Raw genomic sequence first — 24,819 nt, 5'->3', positions numbered from 1 at the left:
TAAAAATAGGGACATACCTAACAACGTGTTGCTTCGCGTGGTCAAGACGACATGAATGATTTAGCCCCCTGAAACACCAGACAGTAGCTGTATCTCCAGATAAGAGATAGGCTTGAATATATGTCTAACACTAACGCCAATTTTGATATGACCGGGATCCCGTTAGGTCAAGAAGTCCGTAAACGTAAAACTCCTCAGGAAAAAATGGCCATTATTCAGCAGAGGATGGAGCCCGGCATGAATGTCTCCCATCTCGCACGACTGCACGGTATCCAGCCCAGCCTGCTGTTTAAGTGGAAAAAGCAATATCAGGAAGGCAGCCTCACTGCCGGGAAGGACGTTGTTCCTGCCTCTGAGCTTGCAGCTGCATTGAAGCAGGTCCGGGAGCTCCAGCGCCTTCTGGGTAAGAAGACGATGGAGGTTGAGATCCTAAAAGAAGCCGTGGAGTACGGCCAGTCACGAAAATGGATAGCGAACGCGCCCTTGTTGCCAAAGGCCGGGGAATAGCACAGGTCAGCCGCGCCATGAGCGGGTCGCGTGCGCCGCTGTCACTGCGGATTAAGCGTTCTGCCGACTGGCAGGACAGGCGCTGTAACCGGCGTAATGACGAAGCAGACGCTGAAATACTGTCGGACATCCTCGACATCATCAGCGATATGCCCAGCTACGGCTATCGGCGGGTGTGGGGCATCCTGCGTAAACAACATCGCGCAGAGGGACTGACGCCGGTAAATGCGAAACGACTTTACAGGATCATGTGTGAGCATAACCTGATGTTATTACATTGAAAACCATAGCGGCCGAGGCGTGAGCATAAGGGCAGGATCGCGGTGGCAGAAAGCGATATTCGCTGGTGTTCAGATGGCTTCGAGTTCGGCTGCGACAACGGTGAAAAACTGCGGGTCACGTTCGCACTGGACTGCTGCGACAGAGAGGCCATAGACTGGTCTGCGAGCACTGTAGGCTACGACAGTTCGACCGTGCAGGATGTGATGCTGAGGTCGGTAGAAAAGCGCTTCGGCGACAGGTTACCCGATACAGCGGTGCAGTGGTTGACGGACAACGGTTCAGCGTATACCGCGCATGAAACGCAGAGGTTCGCCAGAGAACTGGATCTGGAGCCCTGCACAACAGCGGTGAGCAGCCCGCAGAGCAATGGCATGGCCGAACGGTTCGTGAAGACGATGAAGGAAGACTATATCGAGTTCATGCCAAAACCGGATGCGAGAACAGCCCTGCGAAACCTTGCAGCAGCGTTCACGCATTACAATGAAAACCATCCGCACAGCGCGCTGGGATATCACTCTCCGAGAGAATACCGGCGGCAGCGGGCTTCGTTAACTTAAGATACAAAAGCTGTACGGAGATGGCGGGGCAAGATCAGTCAAGACGACATGAAGAATTAGCGCTAAGCGGTGTAACGTTTTGGTGCAAGGTCGCGAATGACTCGCAGACCCGTCATGAATCATACAGATAAAAAAAGACCGAATACGATTCCTATATTCGGTCCAGGGAAATGGCTCTTGGGAGAGAGCCGTGCGCTAAAAGTTGGCATTTTTTGTAGGCTTTTGATGTCCTACATTGCAAATGTATAGAGCGCACGATCTGTTTTTCCACCGCGGCACCGGCATTACTCGCATATTCTGTCATCAAAGTTTAACTCTGTAATAACAGACACACTTCAGTTAATTAACCTTTGCACTTGATGGATTCTTTACCTTCCCTTCACCGTTACGGTGTCGTTTTGTCAACGCAGAGCTGCTGCGCGCGCTCTATAAACGGCGCAATACTCATTTTCTGTCCCGGTCGGTCGGGATCATCAAGCAAAATCACCTCAATAGGTTGCGCGTGGACATGGCCGGCCTTGCGTTGTTGCTCCGCCTTTTCGTTCAGCGGTTGCATCAAGGTGCTCATATTCAGCGCGCATAGCGCGTGATCGGGGCGGCACATAAGTTGCATCTCCTCTTTGGTGAACGCCCAGCGTTTACCGTATTGAAACTTGCTCAAAGTGATAATCTCCATGGCGCTGGCGTACTGCGCCGCCAGCAATACCACGACAACAACAAGCGAACGTTTCTTCATCATAGACCTGCTATAAACATGTCGGCCGAGGCCGAACACTTATTGGGTTTCAAGCATGGCAAATACGCTCACCAACATCAGTGTCAGCCCGCCAAGAGCGATTTCCGTTAACGTCAACCGGGTCAGTCGTTTAATGGCACGGGCTTCATCTATGCGCATCGTGGGGACAATGCGGTAACGGTTGGTCAACGCCAGCAGTACCATTGCCCCCACGGCGAGAATTTTAATAACCAACATGCGCGAATACGGCTGTCCCAGCGCGACAGGCCAGTGGCCCAGAACCAGGAAGGTGTTGCCGACGCCGGTCAGAATCACCAGCGCTACCCACAGATGGTCGCAGCGAGAATAGGCCATCAATGCCCTCAGGACCTCCGGGCGCAAGCGTGGACGTGTTAGCCCGCGCAGTGACAACAACAAGGGCCATAAACCGCCGAGCCATCCCGCCGCGGCCAGGAGATGCAGCATGTGATTACCGCGCTGCGCGGCGCCGCGTAATCCGCCATACATCGCCGCGTGGCCGACAAACGCCAGACTGAGCAGCGCCAGCGTTGACAACACCCATAACACCATCTATAACGCCCGCGCGCGAGGGTTGCGCCCAGGGTGGCGCAGCAGGTCGCCAGCACCAACAACAGATGCCAAAACCATACCTGACCAAAGGCAGTATGCAGCACCACGCGCCAGACGTCAGGACGGACAGTATCCGGCCATCCCTGCCCCATCAGGCCAGCCTGAAGCGCCAGCAGCGCAAAGCCCGACACCAGAGCGCCCAGTGCCAACACCTTCAAGGTGCCCCGGAACGCGCATTTGAGCCGCTGCTGCAGGGACGGCGGCGCCAGACCTTCGCTGAACAGCAAAATGCCGCTCAGTTGAATCAGCGCGGCAAAATGGATAAAGCGGCAGGCCGCGAACCATGCCGGCAATGTGGCCATTTATTTGACGCTGAAGGTATAGCTACCCTGGGTTTTATGACCATCTACCGAAACCACATGCCATGCCACCTGGTATTCGCCAGCGGTCAGCGGCTGTGTAAAGGGCACGATGATCTGGGCGGCATTCGCCGGATCGGTTTTGACAGGGCCGCTGGGTACCTGCTGGTTATCATTGCGGGTCAAGGTCAAACCGCTGAAAGCGGGTTCAACCGCTTCGGTAAACGTCAGGGTAAGGGCCTGCGGCGCGTCAGTCATGGTGGCATTGGCGGCGGGATATTGCGTTTTGAGATGGGCATGGGCCTCGGCCCGCGGCGCGCACAACACCGCGCCGGCAAATAGCGCCGGCGCACACACCGGAGCGACAATACGTTGCATTGACATTAGTGGCTCTCCTTAAGGTGATAAATGTCTGAATAAACGTTACGGCGGTGGGAAACAAGACGGCAGGATCCGCTGCCCAGCCATTACCGCCACAGGCGAGAAAGGAACAAACGCCCGGTCATGGTTGGCAGGCCCGCTTACATGAACGCGGGCAAATAATAGCGGCTGTGGCGGGTGAAGTCGAGGATAACCCACCCGTCCCCCGGCGGCGGCGCGCGCGGTGGACGGGGGAAAAACATCGGGACGGGGGGCACTTACAGAGTGGTACTAACGCTGTTGTCGCCGTTCATTTTTTTCAGATCCTGATCAATAAAGAACAGGCCGCTCGCATCGATGTTCACCAGCGCCAGCTTGTCGAGGATGGATTTGAACATCTTCTCTTCCTCGTGCTGCTCGGCGACATACCATTGCAGGAAGTGAAACGTCGAATAGTCCTGCAGCGTCATCGCCACGTGGGCCAGCTCGTTAATCTTCAGCGTGATCATCTGCTCATGCTCATAGGCAAGCTTGATAAGCTCGGCCAAGGCCGGAAACCCGACCGGCGGCGCTTCGATAGCGCCCAGCACCGGCATGGTGCCGGTATCGTTCAGATAATCGAACAGGCGGCGCATGTGATCCATTTCTTCGCTGGACTGGGTCTTGAAAAACTGGCTGTCGCCCTCCAAACCTTTGTCATTACACCAGGCGCTCATTTGTAAATAGAGGTTGGCGGAAAAGAATTCGAGATTTAATTGCTCATTCAGCTTGTTGGCCATTTCTTGTTTTAACATTGACTGGCGTCCTTATGGGATGTGCAGGTGATTATTTTTGCTATTATGCCAACATCAACTACAAAAACAAACCGACTTATTCCGAAAGAAGGCATATTATTTTAATTTACTACTTTTCAATATGATAGGTTATTTAATACGTGACAGCCTAGCAAGTGATAATATTTACACCTGCGGAACTGATAGGTATTCTTGATAAGCGACAAATTCAGGAGCTTATTGTACATGCCGCCGTCAATGCCGATGGCGAAATAGAAACGATTATTATTTCTCTTCCGCCACCCCAGTGGCTTGCAAACCGCCGCCGGCTGCATTATTTTGGACACCAGATAGCCATAAATGGGGAAAAGTGACCATGGAGTATAATTTAGCGGCGCTGGATGAGCCGGCGCGCGATAAAATCAATTTCGATCTGGCGGCGTCCGCGGTCGCGTTTAAAGAACGGTATAATATGCCGGTCGTGGCGGAGCAGGTGGAACGTGAACAGCCCATTCCCTTACGTGAGTATTTTCGCACGCGGGTAGCCTTTTACCGCCAGGCGTCGCTTACGTTCTCCCGCCTGCCTTACGAACCGCGCAAATAAGCTGCCGCAGTGTAGATCATCAGCCGTTGTGAAGGGCCCGTCCCCAGCGGCTGTGGCTCCCCTCACGGCTACCGTTTCCCTGCGGAGGGAGGCGCGCGGCGCGCTAAGCTCTGCGCAAGGGATGGCGGATGATTCGTATCCGCCGCACGGCGCCTTGACTTCTAAGCCGGTCCGCGCGTAGCATTCTTTACCGCGAGCTCTGAACAACGCCTCCGTATTTTCTCGCGGCCAAGCGGGTATCATCACTCTTTCAACGGCGATAAAATAGCACGATTTGTGTTGCTAACGGCGCACGATCGGCAGTTAATGATCTCAGCATTTCCTGTCTGCCACTGAGAGGTCATTATGAGTAAGGGAATGGATCGTAAAAAAGATAGTAAGAAGAAACCGCTAAAAACGCCGGAAGAAAAGCGTGCTGAAAAGCGTAACAAAAAGGCACCTACCGATATTGTTTAAAGCCTTGCCGCTTCATTTCCTATCAACCCGCCCTCGCAGCGGGTTTTTTATTGCTCCACAACCGGTCATAATAAGGCAACTTTGCCAAGACAGGACACTGTATGACCTTTCGCGTAATCGATACTGAGACCTGCTGCCTTGACGCCGGGGTGGTGGAAATCGCCTCGCTGGATCTCAGCGAGACGGGCATCAGCAATGTGATGAGCGACCTGGTCAATCCTGGCCGTCCCATCGGGTTGGATGCGATGGCGATTCATCATATCACCGAGGAGATGGTGGCGGATAAACCCCGCATCGCGCGCGTTATCGGCCGCTACCAGGGCAGCGCCTATTATGTGGCTCACAATGCCGCCTTCGATGGGCGCATGCTGCCGGAGATGAACGGTGCGTGGATCTGCACGTTGAAACTGGCGCGCAAACTTTATCCCGGTATCAAATACGGTAACCAATATTTGCGCTATGCCCTTAATCTGCAGGTTACGCCGCCGGCGGGGCTTTACCCCCACCGGGCGCTGTATGATTTTTATGTCACCGCCGCCCTGTTGATGAAGATACAGCAGGATTCCGGCTGGAGCGCCGAGGAGATGGTGGCGATAAGCAATGAGGCGACGCTGTTATCCAGCCTGAAATTCGGGAAATATCGCGGCCAGCCACTGGCGCAGATAGCGCTTCAAGATCCCGATTATCTACACTGGCTGCTGGCTAATTTGCGCGATTTATCCGCCGACCTGCGCTATAGCCTCAACTTTTATCCTAACGGGGCGGACAGTGCAGAACAAACCCACGCCGCAAGCCCTGCGGGGGAATGACCCCCCGGGGCGAGACTGCCCCGGGCGCGGTTAGGCCGATGCCGGCCGCGGGATCCCGGCCGGTTTGGCCAGCGACAGGATGAAGGTATATTCCATCGAAACGCCTTCATAGCCTTTGAAACGGCCGGATTTGCCGCCGTGGCCGTAGTCCATATCGGTGCACAGCAATAACAGATGATCGTCGGTTTTTACCTCGCGCAACTTGGCGACCCACTTGGCCGGTTCCCAATATTGCACCTGTGAATCGTGCAGGCCGGTGGTCACCAACAGGAGGGGGTAGACCTGAGCGCGCACCTGATCGTAGGGGCTGTATTGCAGTATGTAGCGGTAGAAAGCCTCATTTTGCGGATTGCCCCACTCTTCATATTCACCGGTGGTCAGCGGAATGGTTTCATCCAACATGGTGGTCACGACATCCACAAAGGGCACTTGCGCCACTATCCCTTTGAATAGATCCGGCGCCAGATTGATTACCGCGCCCATGAGTAGCCCGCCGGCGCTGCCGCCCATGGCGAAGGTCTGTGCAGGATCGCCATAACCCTGATGCAACAGCTCACGGCTGGTATCGATGAAATCATTGAAGGTATTCATCTTGTTAACTAATTTGCCATCCTCGTACCATTCCTGCCCCAGCTCGCCGCCGCCGCGAATGTGCGTCGTGGCATAGACAAAGCCGCGGTCGAGAAAACTCAGCCGGCTGGCGCTGAAGTCTGGATCCATGCTGCTGCCGTAGGAGCCATAGCCGTAAACCAGCAGCGGGTTGTCGCCGGGTTTAAACAAGTCCTGGCGATAAACCAGCGAAACCGGTACTTATACGCCATCACGGGCGGTGATCCACAGACGTTCGCTGCGGTAGTTTTCCGCCTTAAAGTTCTTCACCTGCGCTTGCTTGAGCAGCTTACGCTCGCCGGTATCCAGATTCATCTCGAATAAGGTCGTCGGCGTGGTCATGGAGGAGTAACCGTAGCGCATGGTTACGCTTTCCGGATCGGGGTTATAGGCCAGCCAGGTCACGTAGGTAGGATCGTCGAAGGCGATACCCTTTTCTTCACCGGTCGACCAGCTTATTTGCCGCAGGCTGGTCAACCCCATGTGGCGTTCCTCCAGCACCAACCAATCGCGAAACAGCGTGAAGCTCTCAAGCACCACGTCCTTGCGCGCCGGGATCACCGCCTGCCAGAGTTTTTCATCGCCGGTTTCGCCGCGATAGAGCGCAAAATTTTTACCGTCGCGGTTGGGAGCGGATGTAGAAGTGGCCGTGATAATGATCCAGCGAATATTCGTGGTCACGACGCCGCGGTAAAAAGGGCGGCGGCGTCGCCTGCGGATCCTCGGCATCCAGCAGCAGGATTTCCCCGGAGGTGGCGCTGCCGAGAGCGATGAGGATATAGCGCTCGGAGGTGGTCTTGTGCACGCTGACATAAAAAGTGTCGTCCTGCTCTTCATAAATAAGCTCGTCCTGCGTGGTCGGCGTACCCACCACATGGCGCCACACCTGATAGTGCAGTAAGGTTTTTTATGCTTGTGCACGTAATAAAGCACCTGGGAATCGTTGGCCCATTCAAAGCTGGACGACGCGTGCTCAATCACTTCCGGGAACCAGGAATCGCGCGCCAGATCCTTAAAGCGCAGCCCGTAGAGGCGCCGGGATAAGAAATCTTCCGCCACGGCCATGATGCGATTGTCGGGGCTGATTTCCAGCGCCCCCATGGTATAAAATTCGCTCTGGGCGGCGCGCTGGTTGCCATCCAGCAGCACTTCCCAGGCGTCTTGCGGGCTCGCCGCGTCCGGCTGACGAGTGTAGACCGCGTATTCGTTGCCCTCTTCATAACGGCTTTGATAGCGATACCCGCGTCGCACATAGGGCACTGACCGATCCTGCTGAGGAATACGCTCCACCATTTCCGTGAACAATTGATGCCGCAGCGCTTCGTGCCCGGCCATCATCATCTCGCCGTAGGTATTTTCCCGCTTGAGATAATCCAGCACCGCCGGATCCTCACGCTTATCATCGCGCAGCCAATAATAGTCATCCACACGACTATCGCCGTGTAGCGTTAACGTATAGGGTCGTTTTTCTACTTTGGGTGGCAATGTCATACGGCGATTCCTTATTCTCTTAGAAATAGAGTGGCACGAATATTCTGCTATGCCAAGCGCAGCGGGAGCTTAAACTGCACCGCTGCGCTTGTCGCGGCCGAGCCGGCGCGCTGTGGGCCCGAGCACGGTCAAAGCGAGGAGTGCAACGAAAGGAAAAGAATGCCAAGTCTGCGCCAACATCGGGGATAGCACCGGCGCCCGCAAGGGGGCACCGGTGGACATTATTGATTTAATCGATAGGTGATTTCACCTTTGGTGCAATCCAAGGTCACGGCGAAATTTAAGTCTTGCGCGTTACCGCACACTTTCAGCGGCGCCTGCCAGACATCGCCAACGCCGGTAACGTCTTCCGGGTTTACCCAAGCGTTGATATTGCTGCCGCCGGCCGCTTGCTTGTTTTGTGCAGAACGCTGAAAGCGGTTTTGGGTATAGTCTTGCACTACCAGCTCCGCGACCTGAGGGGCGTTAAGATCGGTACAAGGAGACACTTTGGCGATTTCCGGCGTACCGGCGGCCGCGCCAGGTTTGGCACTCTTCGCTTTGGCCGACTTATCCGCTGCCGCTTTATCGGAGGCTGTTTTTTTCGCCGCAGCCCGCTTCTCGGCCGTAACCGGCTCTTGCGCGCCGCCCTTGGCCGCCCCGGTATTTTCTTCCTGACGCCCGACGCCGTTTCCTGCGCGGGCGTTACCGTCAGGAGCGGCAACGCCGGCGTTGCCTGATGCGGGAGCGGTAGTTGCAGCATCGGCGTTGCCATTCGGCGCGGCCGCGGTGCCCGTTGCATTAGCATTGCCTGACGTGGGGGCCACCTTTGACGTGTCGGCACTGCCGTTTGGTGTGGCCGCAGTCCCCGTCGCGTTAGCGTTGCCCTGCGCGGAGGTGGCACCTGCCGCGTTAGCATTACCGGCCGGCGCGGCAGTATTCTCGCCCTGATTTTGCGGCGCGTTGGCGGCCGGCGGCGTGACGGGTTGCGGTGTCTCGCCGGTGGCCTGCGGGGTGGACACTCCGGCGTTATCCTGCGCAGGTACGGGCGTCGGCGTCGTGTCATCAGCCCGCGCCGTCATTGACGATACTAACAGCCACGCCACCAACATTCCCGCTACCCTGTTTCCCGTTTTACCCATAGTTCCTCCACGTAAACAATGCATCTTTTTTACCCTATTAGAAGATAATAGCCGGTTTAAAAATAGCGTGCGAAACTGTTTTATTTCAAAAGCTTTAAATAATCGCTTTCCGCTGGATGACGCAAGGCGCTTCGCGTTCGCAGGTGTCGCGGCAAAAAGAAAGGCGTTAACGGCGATGCCACAGAGCACGGCGGCCACCGCCACACCTTGGCATTGCCCGCCGTGTTAACCTTGCGGGCTGACGGGCAAAAGGGCTGTGATGAAGGCCGATCGTGGCCCGACGGATGCAGAGGCAAACGTTTTCTTTTATACTGCGCGCAATTTTTATGACCTCGGGTAGACAACATGATCACCATCGGAACGGCACTTCGTCCGGGAGCAACGCGCGTGATGTTGCTCGGCGCCGGCGAACTGGGTAAAGAAGTCGCGATTGAATGTCAGCGTTTGGGGATAGAGGTGATTGCCGTCGATCTCTATGCCGACGCTCCGGCGATGCACGTCGCGCATCGCCGCCACGTGATCAATATGTTGGATGGCGCCGCGCTAAGCGCGGTGATCGAGCATGAACAGCCGGACTTTATTGTGCCGGAAATCGAAGCGATTGCCACCGACATGCTGGTCACCCTCGAACAAGAAGGCCACCGCGTGGTGCCCTGCTCTAACGCGACCCGGTTGACGATGAATCGTGAAGGTATTCGCCGCCTGGCGGCGGAAACGCTCTCTCTTCACACCTCACCCTACCGCTTTGCCGCCGATCGGGCGGCGCTTGATAAAGCGGTCGAGGCCATCGGCTATCCCTTTATCATCAAACCGGTCATGAGCTCTTCCGGCAAAGTGCAAAGCCTGGTGCGTGACGCGGCACAGTTGGATGCCGCCTGGCAATATGCCCAACGCAGCGGCCGGGCCGGCGGTGGCAAGGTTATCGTCGAAGGACTGGTGGCGTTTGATTTTGAAATCACCCTCTTGACCATCAGCGCCGTGGACGGCATCCATTTCTGCGCGCCCATCGGTCATCGGCAAGAAGACGGCGACTACCGCGAGTCCTGGCAGCCGCAAGCGATGAGCGCGCTGGCGCGCCAGCGTGCGCAGACCATCGCCGCCGAAGTGGTTGCAGCGCTGGGCGGTCACGGTTTGTTTGGCGTCGAACTGTTTATCTGCGGCGACGATGTTATCTTCAGCGAAGTCTCGCCCCGCCCGCATGACACCGGCATGGTGACGCTGATTTCCCAAGACGTGTCGGAATTTGCCCTGCATGTCCGCGCTTTTCTCGGACTGCCGATCGGCACTATTCGCCAATATGGTCCGGCGGCCTCGGCGGTGATTTTGCCGGAGCTGCAGAGCGATAACGTCAGTTTTAGCGGCCTGGAAAACGCGCTGGCAGCGGGGCAACAGATTCGTCTGTTCGGCAAACCCGAACTTAGCGGCAAACGCCGTCTCGGCGTGGCGCCGGCCGTTGCGCCGACGGTGGAAGAGGCGGTGACGGCGGCGAAAGAAGCTGCCGCCGCGGTGCGGGTCACCGGTTAAGCCGTTCGCATTCCCCGGTTTTCGGCCGGGGCATGCATCATCCAGCGCCGATTTGCCGGTCGGCGCCGCACAGAATTCCCAGCAGGCCCATCACGCCGGCGCACAGGCTACACAGTAATAGCGGACAATACCAACTCCCGGCAAGGTCATGCAGCGCGCCCATCAATATCGGGCCAAACGCCGCCAGCAAATACCCCACACATTGCGCCATACCCGATAGTGCCGCCGCCTGGTGCGATTCCGCAGCGCGTAGACTGATAAACGCCAACCCCAATATCATCGCCGCGCCGGTGGCGCAGGCAAGCAAGCGTTGGTCCTTCATCCGTGCTATCACCGGAGCCAGCAGGATCCCCGGCACAGCAGTGGCGAGCTGCATCAGACCGTGTAACGATCCCGCATAAGCGGCATCGTAACCCGCTGCGGTTATCATCGCCGGCAGCCAGCCAACGGCGATATAGTAAATAAACGAGTTCAGACCGAGAAACAGCGTGACCTGCCACGCCAGCGGCGAACGCCAGAGGCTGCCCCCGGCGCAGGCCGCCGCCCACGCCCGGCCCGCCTGAATGTCTGTGTTTTGCCACCTGCGGTAACCAGCACAGCATCGCCAGCATCGGCAACGTCGACATCACCCCCAGCGACAAACGCCAATTCCCCTGCAAGCCTTGCGTCAGCGGCACGATAAACGCCGACCCCAGCGCGGCAACCACGCCCATAATCACGACATAGGCCGCGGTCATGCCGGCAATACGCTGGGGGAAATCACGCTTTAATAAACCCGGTAGCAAAACATTGCCCACCGCTATGCCGGCACCAATCACGAAGGTGCCCAAATAGACACAGGCTAACTGATCAACGGCGCGCAGCAGCGCACCGGCAATCATTACCGCCAGCGCGGCAAATAACGCCCGCTCGATACCCTGCCAGCGCGAAGGCGAGTAGCGGTAAGGTGGTCAGCGCGCCCGCCGCCGCGGTGCTAAGGGCAAAGCTTTGGCGGATGTGGCTCACAATCGGCGCCACGCTGGTTATGGGCGTGCGCAGGCAGGCCGCTATCAATAAAATGCCGACAACCAGTAACAAACCTCCGGTCGCGCGAGGATGAAAGCCGGGCGATATATTCACCAAAACGTCACTCCTGCTATCTTGAATGCCCGGCTACTTTACCGTCTTGCGCGGCGAAAAAATTGAGATAAAATGACGGAAAATTGTGATAAACGGTCAATTTACTATGCTGCCGGCACCGCTAACCCATTACGACCCCGACCAGGATCGCAATCTGGCGACGGCGATGCGTCTGGATGCCGTGCATAGCGCAATGGAAACCCCTTTCCATCAGCATCGTAAAGGGCAATTGATCATGGCACTGCATGGCGGCATCACTTGCGAACTCACCGATGCGCTGTTGATGGTACCACCCCATTGCGCGGTGTGGATCCCGGGGGATACGCCGCACAGTAATCGCGCTACCGTCAATGCCCGCTTCTGCTTCGTGTTTGTGGAGCCCACCTTTCCGGGGTTACCGGCGCGAAGCTGTACCTTATTTATTTCACCGCTGCTGCAACAGCTGATATTGCATCTGGCCGAGCTGCCGGGGGATTATGCGCCAGATTCACCGACCGGACGCCTCGCCATCGTCATGCTGGAACAATTAGGCACGATGCCGGTGGAAAACCTTTCACTGCCCTTTTCTTCCCATCCGCGCATTCGACGCATCACCAATACACTGAACCAGTCACCCGCCGAGCGCCGCTCGCTACCCGCATGGGCTGGTCTGGTTGGCATGAGTGAGCGTTCGCTGGCCATGCTGTTTATCAAAGAAACCGGCATGACCTTCGGCCGCTGGCGACAACGATTACAGCTTATCGTCGCCATTCGGGAATTGGCCTCAGGCACCCGCGTACAACGGGTGGCGGAAAATCTGGGCTATGACTCTCCCTCGGCCTTTATCACCACGTTCAAAAAAGCGTTGGGCAAACCGCCCGGGCAGTATTTTGCCGACGATCGGCAGCAGGACGCGGTGCTTCCCGGCGGCGACGGTTAAACGCTGCACGTTTAAAGGCCCGTTTATTGACATAGGGCACAGTGAGTCGCAGCCTGAATGTCCCTCTGTGCCAGGCCACCCTTACTGGCCGCCGGGGTGACGGCGCGAAGGCGTGCCCATTCATGCGGGCAAAAAAACCGCGCCAGGATCGGCGCGGTGGTGAGTGGCCATGTTTGCCGGACAGACTCTCGCCGGCGTGATAAGCAGGGTCGTTATGCTTTAGCGCCGGCAACGGCGTCTTTGGCCAGTTGGGTGATGCGGGCATAATCGCCCTGCTCCAGCGCCTCATTCGGCACCAGCCAGGAGCCACAGATGCATAGCACGCTTTTCAGCGCCAGATAATCACGGTAGTTGGCCGGTGAGATGCCGCCGGTCGGGCAAAAACGCACCTGCGAGAACGGACCAGCAATCGCCTGCAGCGCTTTCACGCCGCCGTTGGCTTCAGCCGGGAAAAATTTGAACTCGCGCAGACCATAATCCATACCCAGCATCAGTTCCGATACGGTGCTAATGCCGGGAATTAACGGAATCGAACCGGCGGTAGCGGCTTTCAGTAACGGCTCAGTCAGGCCGGGGCTGATGGCAAACTGCGCGCCGGCGGCCGTTACCTCGGCGAGCTGTTCCGCGTTCGTCACCGTGCCGGCGCCGATAATGGCATCGGGTACTTCTTTGGCAATGGCGCGGATAGCGTCCATGGCGCAGGGCTTGCGTAGCGTCACTTCGAGGACTTTCACGCCGCCGGCGACCAGCGCTTTCGCCAGCGGGACCGCATGCTCAAGTTTCTGTATGACGATGACGGGCACGACCGGCCCGGAGGTCAGGATAGTTTCCGCGCTGGTTTTCCAGTTATTCATGTCTTGCTGACTCCTGTTTACCTTCAATAAAATCACCCTGCCGCGCGCCTGAGCGCACGGCTGAAATCGGGGCGCGGAACCTGTCCTGACGACGGTTTGATGCCGTCGGTTACTCGAACTCGTTCCACGAGCGTCCGTCGCGGGTAATCATCGCGACGGAGGCAACCGGCCCCCAGGTACCGGCCTGATAAGGTTTGGGCGCATCATTATCCGCTTCCCAGGCTTCCATGATTGAATCGACCCATTTCCAGGCTTCTTCCACTTCGTCACGGCGGACAAACAGCGCCTGAATACCGCGCATGGTTTCCAGCAGCAGCCGTTCATAGGCGTCGGCCAAATGCTCTTGATTAAAAGTTTCGGTAAAGCTCAGATCCAATTTGGTGGTCTGCAGACGATGTTTATGATCCAAACCCGGCACCTTGTTCAGGATCTGGATATCCATGCCCTCATCCGGCTGCAGGCGGATGGTCAATTTGTTCTGCGGCAGCTGCTGATAGGAATCCCGAAACAGGTTAAGCGCCGGATTTTTAAAATAGACCACCACTTCAGAACATTTGGTCGGCAAGCGTTTGCCAGTACGCAGATAAAACGGCACGCCCGCCCAGCGCCAGTTGTCGATATCAACCCGGAGGGAAACGAAGGTTTCGGTGCGGCTATTTTTATTGGCGCCCTCTTCTTCCAGATAACCGGGCACCTTTTTCCCCTGCACGAAACCGCCAGTGTATTGACCTCGCACTGTGGCATCACGCACATTGCTGTGATCAATGGGGCGTAGCGAGCGCAACACTTTGACTTTCTCGTCGCGGATTCGATCGGTGGTCAGATCCGAAGGCGGCGACATGGCTATCATGGTCAGGATCTGCAACAGGTGGCTTTGGATCATGTCGAGCATCTGACCGGCTTTGTCGAAATAACCCCAGCGGCCTTCGATGCCCACTTCCTCGGCCACGGTAATCTGCACATGATCGATGGTGCGGTTATCCCAATTGGAGGCGAACAGTGAATTGGCAAAACGCAGCGCCAGCAGGTTAAGTACCGTCTCCTTGCCGAGATAATGGTCAATGCGGTAAACCTGGCTTTCGTTGAAATATTCCGCAACTTGATCGTTTATCACCCGCGAAGACGCCAAATCGGTACCCAGAGGTTTTTCCATAACGACGCGGCTGGGTTCACTATTCAGCTTCGCCTCACCCAGGCCCTTGCAGATAGCACCAAAGGTGTTTGGCGGCATGGCAAAATAGTTCACCGTTACCCGGGCCTGCTGGTCCAGTTTTTCACCCAACCGACTGAACTGCTTGGTTTCATCCACGTCCAGATTGCAGAAGTCTAACCGTGCACTCAGGGCTTTCCATAACTTGTCGTCAATATGCTCCTTCATAAAGGTTTCCAAGGCTTCACGCACCACCTTGGTATAGGCCTTAACGTCCCAGTCCGCTCGGCCAACGCCGATGATACGGGTTTCCGGGTGAAGTGAACCTGCTTTTTCCAACTGGTACAACGAGGGCAGCAACTTACGTCGCGCCAGATCGCCTTTTGCGCCAAAAATGACCAGATCACAGGCCTGGGCTATGGATGTTACCGCCATGTTCTTCTCCTCGTGCAGGATTTGTAATTTTATTACATCGTTAGGGTATTTTTTTTGACATCGACCGCTAAAACGTCAAAAATAACGTATCAGCACCGTGTTTTTTGGCAATTATACCCGCCTTTATTTTCCAAAGTGTAATTAACAACATTGTGGTTGTCTTACCGCTTTGAAAATTAGACACAGGTCATACTCTGGCAAAAAACACGACAGACCTCCCGGTTTCGCTGCCTTTGACTACCGGCTCGTAGTATATTTCATTAAATCGGTAATGATTTCCTCTTTGTGTGAAATCGGCAAGATCCATGAGCTATTCACTTATGAACATGCTGGAAAAGATCAATACTCATCTGGAGTTACTGAGTAAATCCGAACGTAAGGTCGCGGAAATCATCCTGCTCTCCCCTCAAACCGCCATCCATTCCAGCATCGCCATCCTCGCCCGCACGGCCGACGTTAGCGAACCAACCGTCAACCGTTTTTGCCGCCGTTTAGGAAGCAAGGGCTATCCCGATTTTAAATTGCATCTCGCTCAAAGTCTGGCGAATGGCACGCCGTATGTAAACCGCAATGTGGATGAAGATGATAGCGTGGATTCCTATACCCATAAAATCTTCGAGTCCGCCATGGCCAGTCTGGAGCAGGTAAAAAACAGTCTGGATATCGCCGCGGTCGATCTGCTGACCCAGGCCAAGAAGATTTCCTTTTTTGGTCTTGGCGCCTCGGCGGCGGTAGCGCATGATGCGATGAATAAATTTTTCCGTTTCAATATCCCGGTGGTTTACTCGGAGGATATCGTACTACAGCGCATGAGCTGCATGAATTCCAGCGAAGGCGATGTCGTGGTGCTGATTTCTCATACCGGGCGCACCAAAATGCTGGTAGAACTCTCGGCGCTGGCGAGGGAGAATGATGCGACGGTTATCGCCATTACTTCGCCTCGTTCCCCGCTGGCGCTGGAGGCCTCACTGACCCTGGCACTGGATGTGCCGGAGGACACCGATATGTTTATGCCGATGACGTCGCGTCTGGCGCAATTGACCGTGATCGATGTCCTGGCAACCGGCTTTACGCTGCGGCGCGGCGCAAAATTCCGGGATAACTTGAAGGCGTGTCAAGGACGCTTTGAAAGAATCGCGCTTTGATAAAACGGAACTAGGACTTTAACGAAGGCCTCCAGGGAAACCTTCGTGCCTAATGCGGCGGCCAGGCCGTCGCACAAGGCTTTCACCAGCAGGGATTACCCGGCGCGGGGACCGGTCAAACGTCTGGCGCCCCGCCGGAGCAGTCTTTTTGTTGCAACAACACCATTGCCCAAGTCAACGGAGTTATCCATGTCCAGACGGCTAAGAAGAACCAAAATTGTTACAACCCTCGGCCCCGCCACCGATCGCGATAATAATCTCGAAAAAGTGATCGCCGCCGGCGCCAACGGTGTACGCCTCAACTTCTCACACGGCAGCGCGGAAGATCATCTCCTGCGCGCGCAGAAAGTGCGCGAAATCTCGGCCCGGCTCGGCCGGCACGTGGCGATACTCGGCGATTTGCAGGGGCCGAAGATCCGCGTTTCGACGTTTCGTGAAGGGAAAATATTCCTGAACGTCGGCGACAAATTCCTGCTTGATGCCTCACTCGGCCGCGGCGAGGGCGACCGCGAACGGGTGGGCATTGACTATAAGGGCTTGCCCGACGACGTGGTCCCTGGCGATATTCTGCTGCTTGATGACGGGCGCGTGCAGCTCAAGGTGCTCGAAGTCCAGGGTATTCTGGTTTACACCGAGGTGACGGTAGGCGGTCCGCTGTCCAACAATAAGGGCATCAACAAGCTTGGCGGCGGTTTGTCCGCCGAAGCGCTGACCGAGAAAGACAAAGCCGACATCATTACCGCCGCCCGAATCGGCGTCGATTATCTGGCGGTGTCCTTTCCGCGCACCGGTGAAGATCTGAATTATGCCCGCCGTTTGGCCCGTGACGCGGGCAGCTATGCCAAAATCGTCTCGAAAGTCGAGCGCGCCGAAGCCGTGGCGACCGAGGAAGCGATGGACGATATTATCCTCGCTTCCGATGTGGTGATGGTCGCCCGCGGCGATTTAGGGGTTGAAATCGGCGACCCGGAACTGGTGGGTATCCAAAAGAAACTGATCCGCCGCGCCCGTACGCTTAATCGCGCCGTCATCACCGCCACGCAGATGATGGAGTCGATGATAACCAATCCGATGCCGACGCGCGCCGAAGTCATGGATGTTGCCAACGCGGTGCTCGACGGCACCGACGCGGTCATGCTGTCGGCCGAAACTGCCGCGGGCCAGTATCCCGCCGAAACGGTGGCCGCCATGGCCAGCGTCTGCCTGGGTGCGGAGAAAATTCCCAGCATCAATGTGTCCAAACATCGTCTGGACGTGCAATTTGATAATATCGAAGAAGCCATCGCCATGTCGGCGATGTACGCCGCCAACCACCTGAAAGGCATTACCGCCATCATCTCAATGACGGAATCGGGCCGCACCGCGCTCATGATGTCGCGTATCAGCTCGGGTCTGCCGATTTTTGCCCTCTCGCGCCACGAACATACCCTGAATCTGACCGCACTTTATCGCGGCGTGACGCCGGTCTATTTTGACGGCGCCGGTGAAGGCGTGGCGGTGGCCACTCATGCAACCAATCTGCTGCGCGATAAAGGTTTTCTGGTATCGGGAGACCTGGTGATTATCACTCAGGGCGATGTCATGGACATGGTGGGCACCACCAACACCATCCGCATTCTGCGCGTGGAATAATCGCCGACAAGGGCATCAAGGGCCGCACCCGGCGGCCGTGATGCCCGGTGCGGTGGGTCGCGCGCAGCACTGACAGACGCCGCAAATAGTCATCATTGCGTTTGCCACGTTTCAGCGCGCGTTTTGCCATCGCCTGATAATAGACTTCCAGCACCTCTTCCAATTCCTCGGTGGCAAAGGATGGTGCGCGCGTTAGCCGCTGATGATACGCAATGACCATTTGATCAGCATCGACAAAATAGATTTGCCCGCCTTCATCCACCAAAATATTGCCTTTTACGTGGGCGTCATGCATAAATAACCCGCGCGCATTAAGCTGCTGCAGCGCCTTGGTGCGCAGCGCATCCCCATCCTCTTCATCGAACAGATCTTCCAAGGTGCTGCCGGCGATAAATCTTGTGACCAGCACATCCACACAATCGCCATGTTTGTTGGTCATTACCGCGGCGCGGGCAAAATCAGGCTCATCATTGGCCCTGTTAAGGTAATATTGGGTGCGTATAGGATGGGCGTTGGGCTGCGCCGAGAAATTGATCCAGACCTTATCTTTGTTGCGGGGAATTTTCACCACAAACGCGCCAATTTTATAGGCAGAACCATAGCATCCCCGCCCAATCTCTTTACCTCTGGCAATAACGTGTTGATTGATGGATTTCCCTCTAATCTGCGCCAAAAAACGGTCAATGGCAGCGATGTGATTGTCGCCTCCCGCTGACAGGGCTCGTGCCGCCTGCGTCGGGAAAGCAGAAGACGCCGCCGCGACGCTACCGGATGACCAGGCGGCTGGTGCAGTTTCAGGTGCCGCTTTGGTCCTCTGCTGTTTATAGTGCTTATAGTGGTATAAAAACGCGCTCGCGTAGCGTTCTTTATCAGTTTTAGTCACGGTCCGGGCAATACGCAAGATGATTTCTCCGTTATTTTCGTTAAAAAACCGCTTTTTGAGAAATTCAGTTTCCTGCTGATTAAATATCGTCCTGGCAATAGGCTTCCCGGCATACATAAGTGTTAGCGTATTAACCTCAAAACCATTATTCTGCCACGCGATACGGTAATGTTGTCTATGCTCCGCCCTGCTATGATCCATCTCCGTTCACGCGATATCCCAGCCGTATTGCCGCGGGTAGCCAGCGTGATATGCGATCCTCCCATAACACCTCCCCAGTTGCGCGACTGCGCCCATAATAACCCTCAACACGGTGGCGTAAGACCGCTAAACGTTTCAGCTATGCCGTCGGTTTAGTCAACGGCGCCCTCTTTCAGCGCTTAAAGCAACACTTATCGGCAGCTTACGCCCACCGATGAATAAACGTTCTGCTACAGTCTACGATATTGATCTCAGAGCATGGCGATAATAACGGTAAAAGAGTAAATAAATTAACTCGATAATAATCATTACCTATACCATTTGTTTTTTTAGCAAAGACATAAATGAAACAACAACAGAATTCAGGTTACTTTTGACATCGAGCGGTAATTCACTTCAACTTTGTTCTCGCTTACCGCTTTAAGGAAATCACCATGCGTCAATATCTGTTCATTCCCTTATGCCTGCTATTATCGGCATGCTCACCCAAAAAATACCCGGTGGCCATGGATGCGATTAGCGCCACTAAAGCGCAGCATATCATCAATGATATACAAACACCGGGACAGCACAGTCGCGGGGAATTAATTGAACAGGTATCACAGTCTTTTCTCGGCACGCCGTATCAAGCCAATACGTTAATTGGCTCAGCGACCGTGCCCGAGAAGTTGGTGGTGGATTTTAACGGTGTCGATTGCTTCACGCTGCTGGATTACGTGCACGCATTGAGCCAGTCGGCAAGCAAGGCGGATTTTCTCGACCGTCTGGTGAAAACCCGCTACAAAAAGGGCAAAGTGTCCTTTGTTAACCGTAAACATTTCTTCTCGGATTGGTTTGTAAGCCAACCGCGAAATGCGCTGGACGTGACCGCTCAAATCAGTCCCAAGGCCGAGGTGGTCCATAAGCAACTAAATTTAAAAGCAGATGGGGGTCGATTCATTCCCGCCATTGGCATTTTCGAGCGGGACATCACCTACATTCCTGCCAAAGCGTTGGACCAGACCGCACTTGATGCTATCCATTCAGGCGACTATATCGGCATTTATTCAAAACTTAACGGGCTTGATGTTTCCCATGTGGGCATTGCCATCCGCATAGGGGACCAGCTCTATTATCGTAATGCCTCGTCTTTACAGCGCAACCGCAAAGTGGTTGACACCCCTTTTATGGACTATATGCAAAACAAACCCGGTATCGTCATGTTGCGCGCATTGTAAACGATTCCCCCCCGGATGAGCTGATGCCGGGGGGTGCCACTGGCGCCGGTGGCCTGTGCCGACGCGGCCTCCATGGCCTTAGCGCCCATTTCTTTGGCGTACCTCCTCGTTCCAATCAGACTGAGCCAGCGGCGGCGATGCGGCTATCGCGGACGGCGACGCCTTGCTGCGACCCCGCCGCTAGCCGTTACGTAGCCAGCATGAGTGTGCTTTCACGTTGGTGCCGCAGGCAGTACGCTATCTTCGACCGGGACCTGGGGCCACAAGTGCCCTAGGTCAGAGCGGCTCAGCGCCGAGAGGAGGAAAGACGCCCGCGTTCGCCGGCGCCGCCTTGCCGGTAAATGCCCCCCGTTCGGCAGGAAGTTCAACCCATTTTAAACAGCCTGGGATAATTCCGCCGCCTTCCCCGTACACCCGTTATTATTTGCTGCCAAATACGCGATTATTGCCTACGTTCACCGACGCCGCGACAGGGATGGTCCCGAGTCGGCTCGCGCCCTGCCCGCGGCAGGGTCATTGCTTGAACGCCTAATGGTGAGGCCACCTTCGGCGCGCTACGCGCAGGATTGTGCCTGCCTGAAGTAAACCGGAACTCAATAAGCCGGTTGTTGATAATGAATCTCATTCCTACTCATAATAAAATCTTTTTTTGTCACGCTCTCGGCCAATTTGGAATAAAAGATGGAAATAGTCAGAAAAAACAGTCTGGAAGAAATAAACGGAACCATTCCCGTCCCCACGGGAAAAGGCGGGGTTTTCAGGAAACTGTTTGCTTTTTCAGGGCCCGGCGCATTGGGCGCGGTAGGTTATATGGATCCCGGTAACTGGATTACCTCTATCCAGGGGGGTGCGCTTTATAGTTATCTTCTGCTGTCGGTGATATTGATTTCCAGTCTTATTGCCATGTTGCTGCAGGTCATGTGTGCAAAACTGGGCATTGTAACGGGAATGGATTTAGCGCAGGCCACGAAAGCCCTGGTCGGCAAACGCACCGCCGTCGTGCTGTGGATCACCACCGAATTAGCCATCATCGCGACAGAAATCGCCGAGGTTATCGGTAGCGCCATCGCTCTGAATTTATTGTTCAAGATCCCGTTGCTGCTCGGGGTGATTATTACCGTGCTGGATGTTTTTCTGTTATTGGCCTTGATGAAATTCGGCATCAGGAAGATTAAGGCGCTAGTCTTTACCTTGATCGCCACTATTTTTGTTATTTTTGCCTATGAGGTAGCATTGGTCAATCCCGATCTGGGCCAAATCTTGCGCGCGTTCATCCCGCAAAGCGATATACTCACCGCGCAGGTGGGTGGCGGTCGGCGATTCCGCTTTCTTTATTGCGCTGGGTATCGTCGGCGCCACCGTCATGCCGCATAATTTGTACCTGCATTCTTCCATCGTCCAATCGCGCCAATATGACCGCAGCGATGAACGGGCGCTGAAAGAAGCGAGCCGCTATGCGACGATTGATTCCAATGTGCAGCTTGGCTTCTCATTCATTATCAATTGCCTGCTCCTCATTCTTGGTGCCGCGTTGTTTTTCGGCAAAAATCCGGATGATATCGGCCGCTTCGCCCAACTGTACGACGCCCTGCAAGATAGTACCATGGTCGGCGCCATCGCCAGCTCTACCCTGTCCACATTATTCGCCGTCGCGCTTCTGGCCTCCGGTCAGAATGCCACTATCACGGGGACCCTGACCGGGCAAATCGTTATGGAGGGGTTCATTAATTTCCGACTTCCGCTGTGGCAGCGGCGCATGATTACCCGCCTGATTGCCATTATGCCGGTGGTAGCGTGTATTTATTGGTGGGGAGATAAAGGGGATGTGGTTGAGAAGCTGCTGGTCTACACCCAGGTCTTTTTGAGTATCGCCCTGCCGATTTCGATGGTGCCGTTACTGTATTTAACGTCCTCCAAAAAACGCATGGGCAAGTTTGTCAATTGCACACCGTTTATTGTCCTCGGCTGGCTGGCGACCGCGATACTTATCGTATTGAATATTCAACTCATTGTTGAAACAGTGCGTATGCTGTTCAATTGAGCAGCAGCGCGCCGGCGGGCCATTGCCTGGCCGCCGGTTGCGCGCGGGCGTAGCCGGCGGAGGAGCGTCGGTCAGCGCGATGGTCGTTTATAGGGGTTGGGATCGCCGGGCTTGCGGGTTTTAAGGAGTTTCAGCACCCAAGTATATTGTTCTGGATTTGGGCGGACCAGCGTTTCCACCGCTTCATTCATGCGCCACGCCACGGTGGCCTCATCGGCGTCCGTGAGATCCGCCATCGGCGGCAGAAGATGGATATGCAGCAGGCTGGTGTTGCCGTCATAGACCGGGAATAAAGGAACGACGGTGGCGCGGCAGACTTTCATCAGGCGCCCGATAGCGGGCAGCGTCGCTTTATAGGTGGCAAAAAAATCGACAAATTCACTATGCTCCGCGCCGTGGTCCTGATCCGGCAGATAATAGCCCCAATACCCCTGACGCACCGAGCTGATAAAAGGTTTAATGCCATCATTGCGGGCGTGCATACGCCCGCCGAAACGCCGGCGCACGCGATTCCACATGTAGTCCACCAGCTCGTTGCGCTGATTATGGAACATGGCCGCCATTTTCTGCCCGCGCGCGGCCATCAGCATCGCCGGCACGTCCACGGCCCAACCGTGAGGAACTAAAAAGATGACATTGCGTCCCTCTTCCTGCAGCCGTTGGATCAGCTCGTCGCCATGCCAGCGTACGCGCGCCAGGACCCGCTTGGGATCGCGACAGGCCAGTTCGGCCATCAGAATGGTGGACTGCGTGACGCAGGCGAACATGTCGTCAATGATAGTTTCCCGCCGCGGCGCGTCGATTTCCGGCAGGCAGTAGGCCAGGTTGACCTGGGCGCGAAAGCGCGCCTTTTGCGCCACGCGGCCGGCCGCCAGACCCAGCGCGCCCAAAACGGGATCGCGCAGCCGCGGCGGGATCCAGGCTACTGCGGCAATAGCGCCAATTCCCAGCCATACGCCCCAGTAACGTGGCGCATAGAATGCGCTTTTAAAGGTGGGGATGAACTCGGTCTGTCCTTTATTTGTCTTTTCCATGCCTTTCTCAATGCTGTTAAACGCGCCCATACTGCGGTTGACCGCATTATAAATAAAAAAAGCAGCCGATGCAGGAACGGCTGCCGAGGGCGTCATATCAATTTAACTGCAGCTGGGGCAGCATTTGTTTGACCTGGGCAAGATACTCGGCGCGATCGCGACCGGTCAGACCTTCGGTGCGCGGCAGTTTGGCGGTCAGCGGGTTGACCGCCTGCTGGTTAATCCACACCTCATAATGCAGATGAGGGCCGGTGGAGCGGCCGGTATTGCCGGACAGGGCGATACGGTCGCCGCGCTTCACTTTCTGTCCCGGTTTCACCAGCAGTTTTTTCAGGTGCATATAGCGGGTCATATACTGACGACCGTGACGAATAGCCACATAATTTCCGGCGGTGCCGTCGCGTTTGCTGACCATCACCTCACCGTCGCCTACCGCCAGTACCGGCGTACCGACCGGCACGGCGAAATCGACGCCGCGATGCGGCGCAATGCGCCCGGTAACGGGGTTAAGCCGACGCGGGTTGAAATTGGAGGAGACGCAGAATTGTTTCACGGTGGGAAAACGCATAAAACCCCGGGCCAGACCGGCGGCATCGCGATTATAGAATTTACCGTCATCGGCACGGAAGGCGTAGTAATCTTTACCACCGCTACGCAAGCGTACGCCGAGCAATTGGCTTTGGGCGCTCTTGCCGTCCAGCATTTCCCTTGAGGCCAGAACCGAGAACTGATCACCTTTACGCAGCTTGCGAAAATCCAGCTGCCACTGCAGGGCTTTGATCACCGAATTGATATCACCGCCGGTCAGGCCAGCGGCGCGGGCGCTGGTGACAAAACTGCCGTCGAGATGGCCGGTCATGGTCGTATTGCGCCACTCACCGGTCATATTGGCGATACTTTCCTTAAAGCCGCCGTCAATGCGGTCATAGGTGCGCGTTTCGCGGCGGGAAACATCCCAGGTCAGGCGCCGCAGGTCGCCGTCGGCGGTCAGCGTCCAGGAGAGGGACTGGCCTATCTTCAAATTGCGCAACGCGGGATTTTGCCGGGCTAGCGCGGTGACATCGGCAATATCGATTCCGTACTGGGTGAGAACGTTGCTCAGAGTATCGCCGGTGGAGATAATATATTCATGCACACCGGCCTCCCCTTCCACGCGTTCGTCCAGCTCATCCTTGGGGATATCTTCGTCGCTGTCCGGGGTAGTCTGGTCGAGGGGTTCACTGGCTTCGGGCGTCAGCTCGCGCAATTGATGGTCTTCCAGCGGGATGATACGGCTGTTGGGCTGTTCCACTACCGGGGAATAAATATAAGGTCGCCAAACGGCGACGGCCAGTGTAACGATGGTTAACGACCCCAGCATGACGCGGTGGGGTCGCGGCAGATGATTAAACGCCAGGGCGAAAGAGCGGGCTATCTGCTGCACTAATGACT

General features: G+C 55.8%; 18 protein-coding genes and 5 pseudogenes. 10 read left to right on the top strand and 13 right to left on the bottom strand.

Annotation, left to right across the window (positions count from 1 at the left end):
- Nucleotides 1-147: 147 nt before the first annotated feature.
- Nucleotides 148-1,346, top strand: a pseudogene (locus JZM24_RS14315) (IS3 family transposase).
- A gap of 385 nt (nt 1,347-1,731) precedes the next feature.
- Here the strand turns inward: JZM24_RS14315 and JZM24_RS14310 are convergent.
- The 5 genes and pseudogenes from JZM24_RS14310 to ftnA all read right to left on the bottom strand — a co-directional run bounded on the left by JZM24_RS14310 (nt 1,732) and on the right by ftnA (nt 4,165).
- Nucleotides 1,732-2,085, bottom strand: a complete 354-nt coding sequence (locus JZM24_RS14310) for a YebY family protein (protein WP_215670497.1) — start codon at nt 2,083-2,085, stop codon at nt 1,732-1,734.
- A gap of 36 nt (nt 2,086-2,121) precedes the next feature.
- Nucleotides 2,122-2,652, bottom strand: coding sequence for a CopD family protein (locus JZM24_RS14305; protein ID WP_215670495.1), 531 nt, complete (start codon nt 2,650-2,652; stop codon nt 2,122-2,124).
- Nucleotides 2,653-2,687: 35 nt separating this feature from the next.
- Nucleotides 2,688-3,014 (bottom strand): annotated as a pseudogene (locus tag JZM24_RS20085) (CopD family protein); the annotation flags it as partial.
- The gene (gene yobA / locus JZM24_RS14300; RefSeq protein ID WP_215670493.1) at nt 3,015-3,395 is read right to left on the bottom strand and encodes a CopC domain-containing protein YobA; all 381 of its coding nucleotides are present in this window, start codon (nt 3,393-3,395) and stop codon (nt 3,015-3,017) included. It abuts the pseudogene before it with no gap.
- A 254-nt stretch (nt 3,396-3,649) separates the two neighbouring features.
- Nucleotides 3,650-4,165, bottom strand: a complete 516-nt coding sequence (ftnA, locus tag JZM24_RS14295; protein WP_215670491.1) for a non-heme ferritin — start codon at nt 4,163-4,165, stop codon at nt 3,650-3,652.
- Nucleotides 4,166-4,520: 355 nt separating this feature from the next.
- On the opposite strand from ftnA, the gene JZM24_RS14290 reads away from it, so the two are divergent.
- Nucleotides 4,521-4,748, top strand: coding sequence for a DNA polymerase III subunit theta (locus tag JZM24_RS14290; protein ID WP_215670489.1), 228 nt, complete (start codon nt 4,521-4,523; stop codon nt 4,746-4,748).
- A 557-nt stretch (nt 4,749-5,305) separates the two neighbouring features.
- Complete coding sequence (gene exoX / locus JZM24_RS14285) at nt 5,306-6,013, top strand: exodeoxyribonuclease X (RefSeq protein WP_215670488.1); 708 nt, start codon at nt 5,306-5,308, stop codon at nt 6,011-6,013.
- Between the two features lie 30 nt (nt 6,014-6,043).
- On the opposite strand, the pseudogene JZM24_RS14280 reads toward exoX, so the two are convergent.
- Both JZM24_RS14280 and JZM24_RS14275 read right to left on the bottom strand, forming a co-directional pair.
- A pseudogene (locus JZM24_RS14280) lies at nt 6,044-8,113 on the bottom strand (S9 family peptidase).
- A 221-nt stretch (nt 8,114-8,334) separates the two neighbouring features.
- Nucleotides 8,335-9,234, bottom strand: coding sequence for a YebF family protein (locus JZM24_RS14275; RefSeq protein WP_215670487.1), 900 nt, complete (start codon nt 9,232-9,234; stop codon nt 8,335-8,337).
- Between the two features lie 345 nt (nt 9,235-9,579).
- Between JZM24_RS14275 and purT the strand changes: the two genes are divergently transcribed.
- Nucleotides 9,580-10,758 (top strand): formate-dependent phosphoribosylglycinamide formyltransferase, encoded by a 1,179-nt coding sequence (gene purT, locus JZM24_RS14270; protein ID WP_215670486.1) that lies wholly within the window; start codon nt 9,580-9,582, stop codon nt 10,756-10,758.
- A 37-nt stretch (nt 10,759-10,795) separates the two neighbouring features.
- Here the strand turns inward: purT and JZM24_RS14265 are convergent.
- A pseudogene (locus JZM24_RS14265) lies at nt 10,796-11,871 on the bottom strand (MFS transporter).
- A gap of 91 nt (nt 11,872-11,962) precedes the next feature.
- On the opposite strand from JZM24_RS14265, the gene JZM24_RS14260 reads away from it, so the two are divergent.
- On the top strand, nt 11,963-12,796 hold the full coding sequence (locus JZM24_RS14260; protein WP_312885023.1) for an AraC family transcriptional regulator: 834 nt from the start codon (nt 11,963-11,965) through the stop codon (nt 12,794-12,796).
- 212 nt (nt 12,797-13,008) lie between these two features.
- Here JZM24_RS14260 and JZM24_RS14255 read toward each other — a convergent pair whose 3' ends face one another.
- A complete protein-coding gene (locus JZM24_RS14255) occupies nt 13,009-13,650 on the bottom strand; it encodes a bifunctional 4-hydroxy-2-oxoglutarate aldolase/2-dehydro-3-deoxy-phosphogluconate aldolase (RefSeq protein WP_215670485.1) in 642 nt (213 codons plus the stop codon).
- 109 nt (nt 13,651-13,759) lie between these two features.
- Entirely contained in the window at nt 13,760-15,235 is a 1,476-nt protein-coding gene (zwf, locus tag JZM24_RS14250; protein WP_215670484.1) for a glucose-6-phosphate dehydrogenase, read from the bottom strand.
- A gap of 320 nt (nt 15,236-15,555) precedes the next feature.
- Here zwf and JZM24_RS14245 point away from each other — a divergent pair.
- Nucleotides 15,556-16,402 (top strand): annotated as a pseudogene (locus tag JZM24_RS14245) (MurR/RpiR family transcriptional regulator).
- 167 nt (nt 16,403-16,569) lie between these two features.
- Nucleotides 16,570-18,012 carry a pyruvate kinase gene (gene pyk, locus JZM24_RS14240; RefSeq protein WP_215670483.1) on the top strand — a complete coding sequence of 481 codons (1,443 nt, stop codon included), beginning with the start codon at nt 16,570-16,572 and terminating at the stop codon, nt 18,010-18,012.
- On the opposite strand, the gene JZM24_RS14235 is transcribed toward pyk, so the two are convergent.
- Entirely contained in the window at nt 17,960-18,913 is a 954-nt protein-coding gene (locus JZM24_RS14235; RefSeq protein WP_215670481.1) for a protein kinase family protein, read from the bottom strand. The genes pyk and JZM24_RS14235 overlap by 53 nt on opposite strands.
- A 617-nt stretch (nt 18,914-19,530) precedes the next feature.
- Between JZM24_RS14235 and JZM24_RS14230 the strand changes: the two genes are divergently transcribed.
- The 3 genes from JZM24_RS14230 (at nt 19,531) to JZM24_RS19235 (ending at nt 22,354) form a co-directional block, all read left to right on the top strand.
- Nucleotides 19,531-20,313: a DUF1460 domain-containing protein gene (locus JZM24_RS14230; RefSeq protein WP_215670479.1), complete on the top strand. Its 783-nt coding sequence runs from the start codon at nt 19,531-19,533 to the stop codon at nt 20,311-20,313.
- Nucleotides 20,314-21,123: 810 nt separating this feature from the next.
- Nucleotides 21,124-21,687: an Nramp family divalent metal transporter gene (locus JZM24_RS19240; RefSeq protein WP_281418232.1), complete on the top strand. Its 564-nt coding sequence runs from the start codon at nt 21,124-21,126 to the stop codon at nt 21,685-21,687.
- A complete protein-coding gene (locus JZM24_RS19235) occupies nt 21,620-22,354 on the top strand; it encodes a divalent metal cation transporter (RefSeq protein ID WP_312885022.1) in 735 nt (244 codons plus the stop codon). The genes JZM24_RS19240 and JZM24_RS19235 overlap by 68 nt, the downstream gene beginning before the upstream one ends.
- Nucleotides 22,355-22,425: 71 nt before the next feature.
- On the opposite strand, the gene lpxM is transcribed toward JZM24_RS19235, so the two are convergent.
- Both lpxM and mepM read right to left on the bottom strand, forming a co-directional pair.
- Nucleotides 22,426-23,388 carry a lauroyl-Kdo(2)-lipid IV(A) myristoyltransferase gene (gene lpxM, locus JZM24_RS14220; RefSeq protein ID WP_215670477.1) on the bottom strand — a complete coding sequence of 321 codons (963 nt, stop codon included), beginning with the start codon at nt 23,386-23,388 and terminating at the stop codon, nt 22,426-22,428.
- A 97-nt stretch (nt 23,389-23,485) separates the two neighbouring features.
- Nucleotides 23,486-24,811 carry a murein DD-endopeptidase MepM gene (gene mepM / locus JZM24_RS14215; protein ID WP_215670475.1) on the bottom strand — a complete coding sequence of 442 codons (1,326 nt, stop codon included), beginning with the start codon at nt 24,809-24,811 and terminating at the stop codon, nt 23,486-23,488.
- Nucleotides 24,812-24,819 lie beyond the last annotated feature (8 nt).

Origin of the sequence: Candidatus Sodalis endolongispinus (assembly GCF_018777395.1) — a bacterium.
In the GTDB taxonomy this organism is placed as follows: domain Bacteria; phylum Pseudomonadota; class Gammaproteobacteria; order Enterobacterales; family Enterobacteriaceae; genus Sodalis_B; species Sodalis_B endolongispinus.
This window is presented reverse-complemented; position numbering and strand designations above follow the sequence as displayed.

Coding starts and splice junctions, on each gene's coding strand:
- JZM24_RS14305 (WP_215670495.1), bottom strand. CDS start 2,652: ATGGTGTTATGGGTGTTGTCAACGCTGGCGCTGCTCAGTCTGGCGTTT.
- zwf (WP_215670484.1), bottom strand. CDS start 15,235: ATGGCGGTAACATCCATAGCCCAGGCCTGTGATCTGGTCATTTTTGGC.
- lpxM (WP_215670477.1), bottom strand. CDS start 23,388: ATGGAAAAGACAAATAAAGGACAGACCGAGTTCATCCCCACCTTTAAA.
- yobA (WP_215670493.1), bottom strand. CDS start 3,395: ATGTCAATGCAACGTATTGTCGCTCCGGTGTGTGCGCCGGCGCTATTT.
- JZM24_RS14310 (WP_215670497.1), bottom strand. CDS start 2,085: ATGATGAAGAAACGTTCGCTTGTTGTTGTCGTGGTATTGCTGGCGGCG.
- pyk (WP_215670483.1), top strand. CDS start 16,570: ATGTCCAGACGGCTAAGAAGAACCAAAATTGTTACAACCCTCGGCCCC.
- JZM24_RS14275 (WP_215670487.1), bottom strand. CDS start 9,234: ATGGGTAAAACGGGAAACAGGGTAGCGGGAATGTTGGTGGCGTGGCTG.
- purT (WP_215670486.1), top strand. CDS start 9,580: ATGATCACCATCGGAACGGCACTTCGTCCGGGAGCAACGCGCGTGATG.
- JZM24_RS14255 (WP_215670485.1), bottom strand. CDS start 13,650: ATGAATAACTGGAAAACCAGCGCGGAAACTATCCTGACCTCCGGGCCG.
- JZM24_RS14230 (WP_215670479.1), top strand. CDS start 19,531: ATGCGTCAATATCTGTTCATTCCCTTATGCCTGCTATTATCGGCATGC.
- ftnA (WP_215670491.1), bottom strand. CDS start 4,165: ATGTTAAAACAAGAAATGGCCAACAAGCTGAATGAGCAATTAAATCTC.
- exoX (WP_215670488.1), top strand. CDS start 5,306: ATGACCTTTCGCGTAATCGATACTGAGACCTGCTGCCTTGACGCCGGG.
- JZM24_RS14290 (WP_215670489.1), top strand. CDS start 4,521: ATGGAGTATAATTTAGCGGCGCTGGATGAGCCGGCGCGCGATAAAATC.
- JZM24_RS19240 (WP_281418232.1), top strand. CDS start 21,124: ATGGATCCCGGTAACTGGATTACCTCTATCCAGGGGGGTGCGCTTTAT.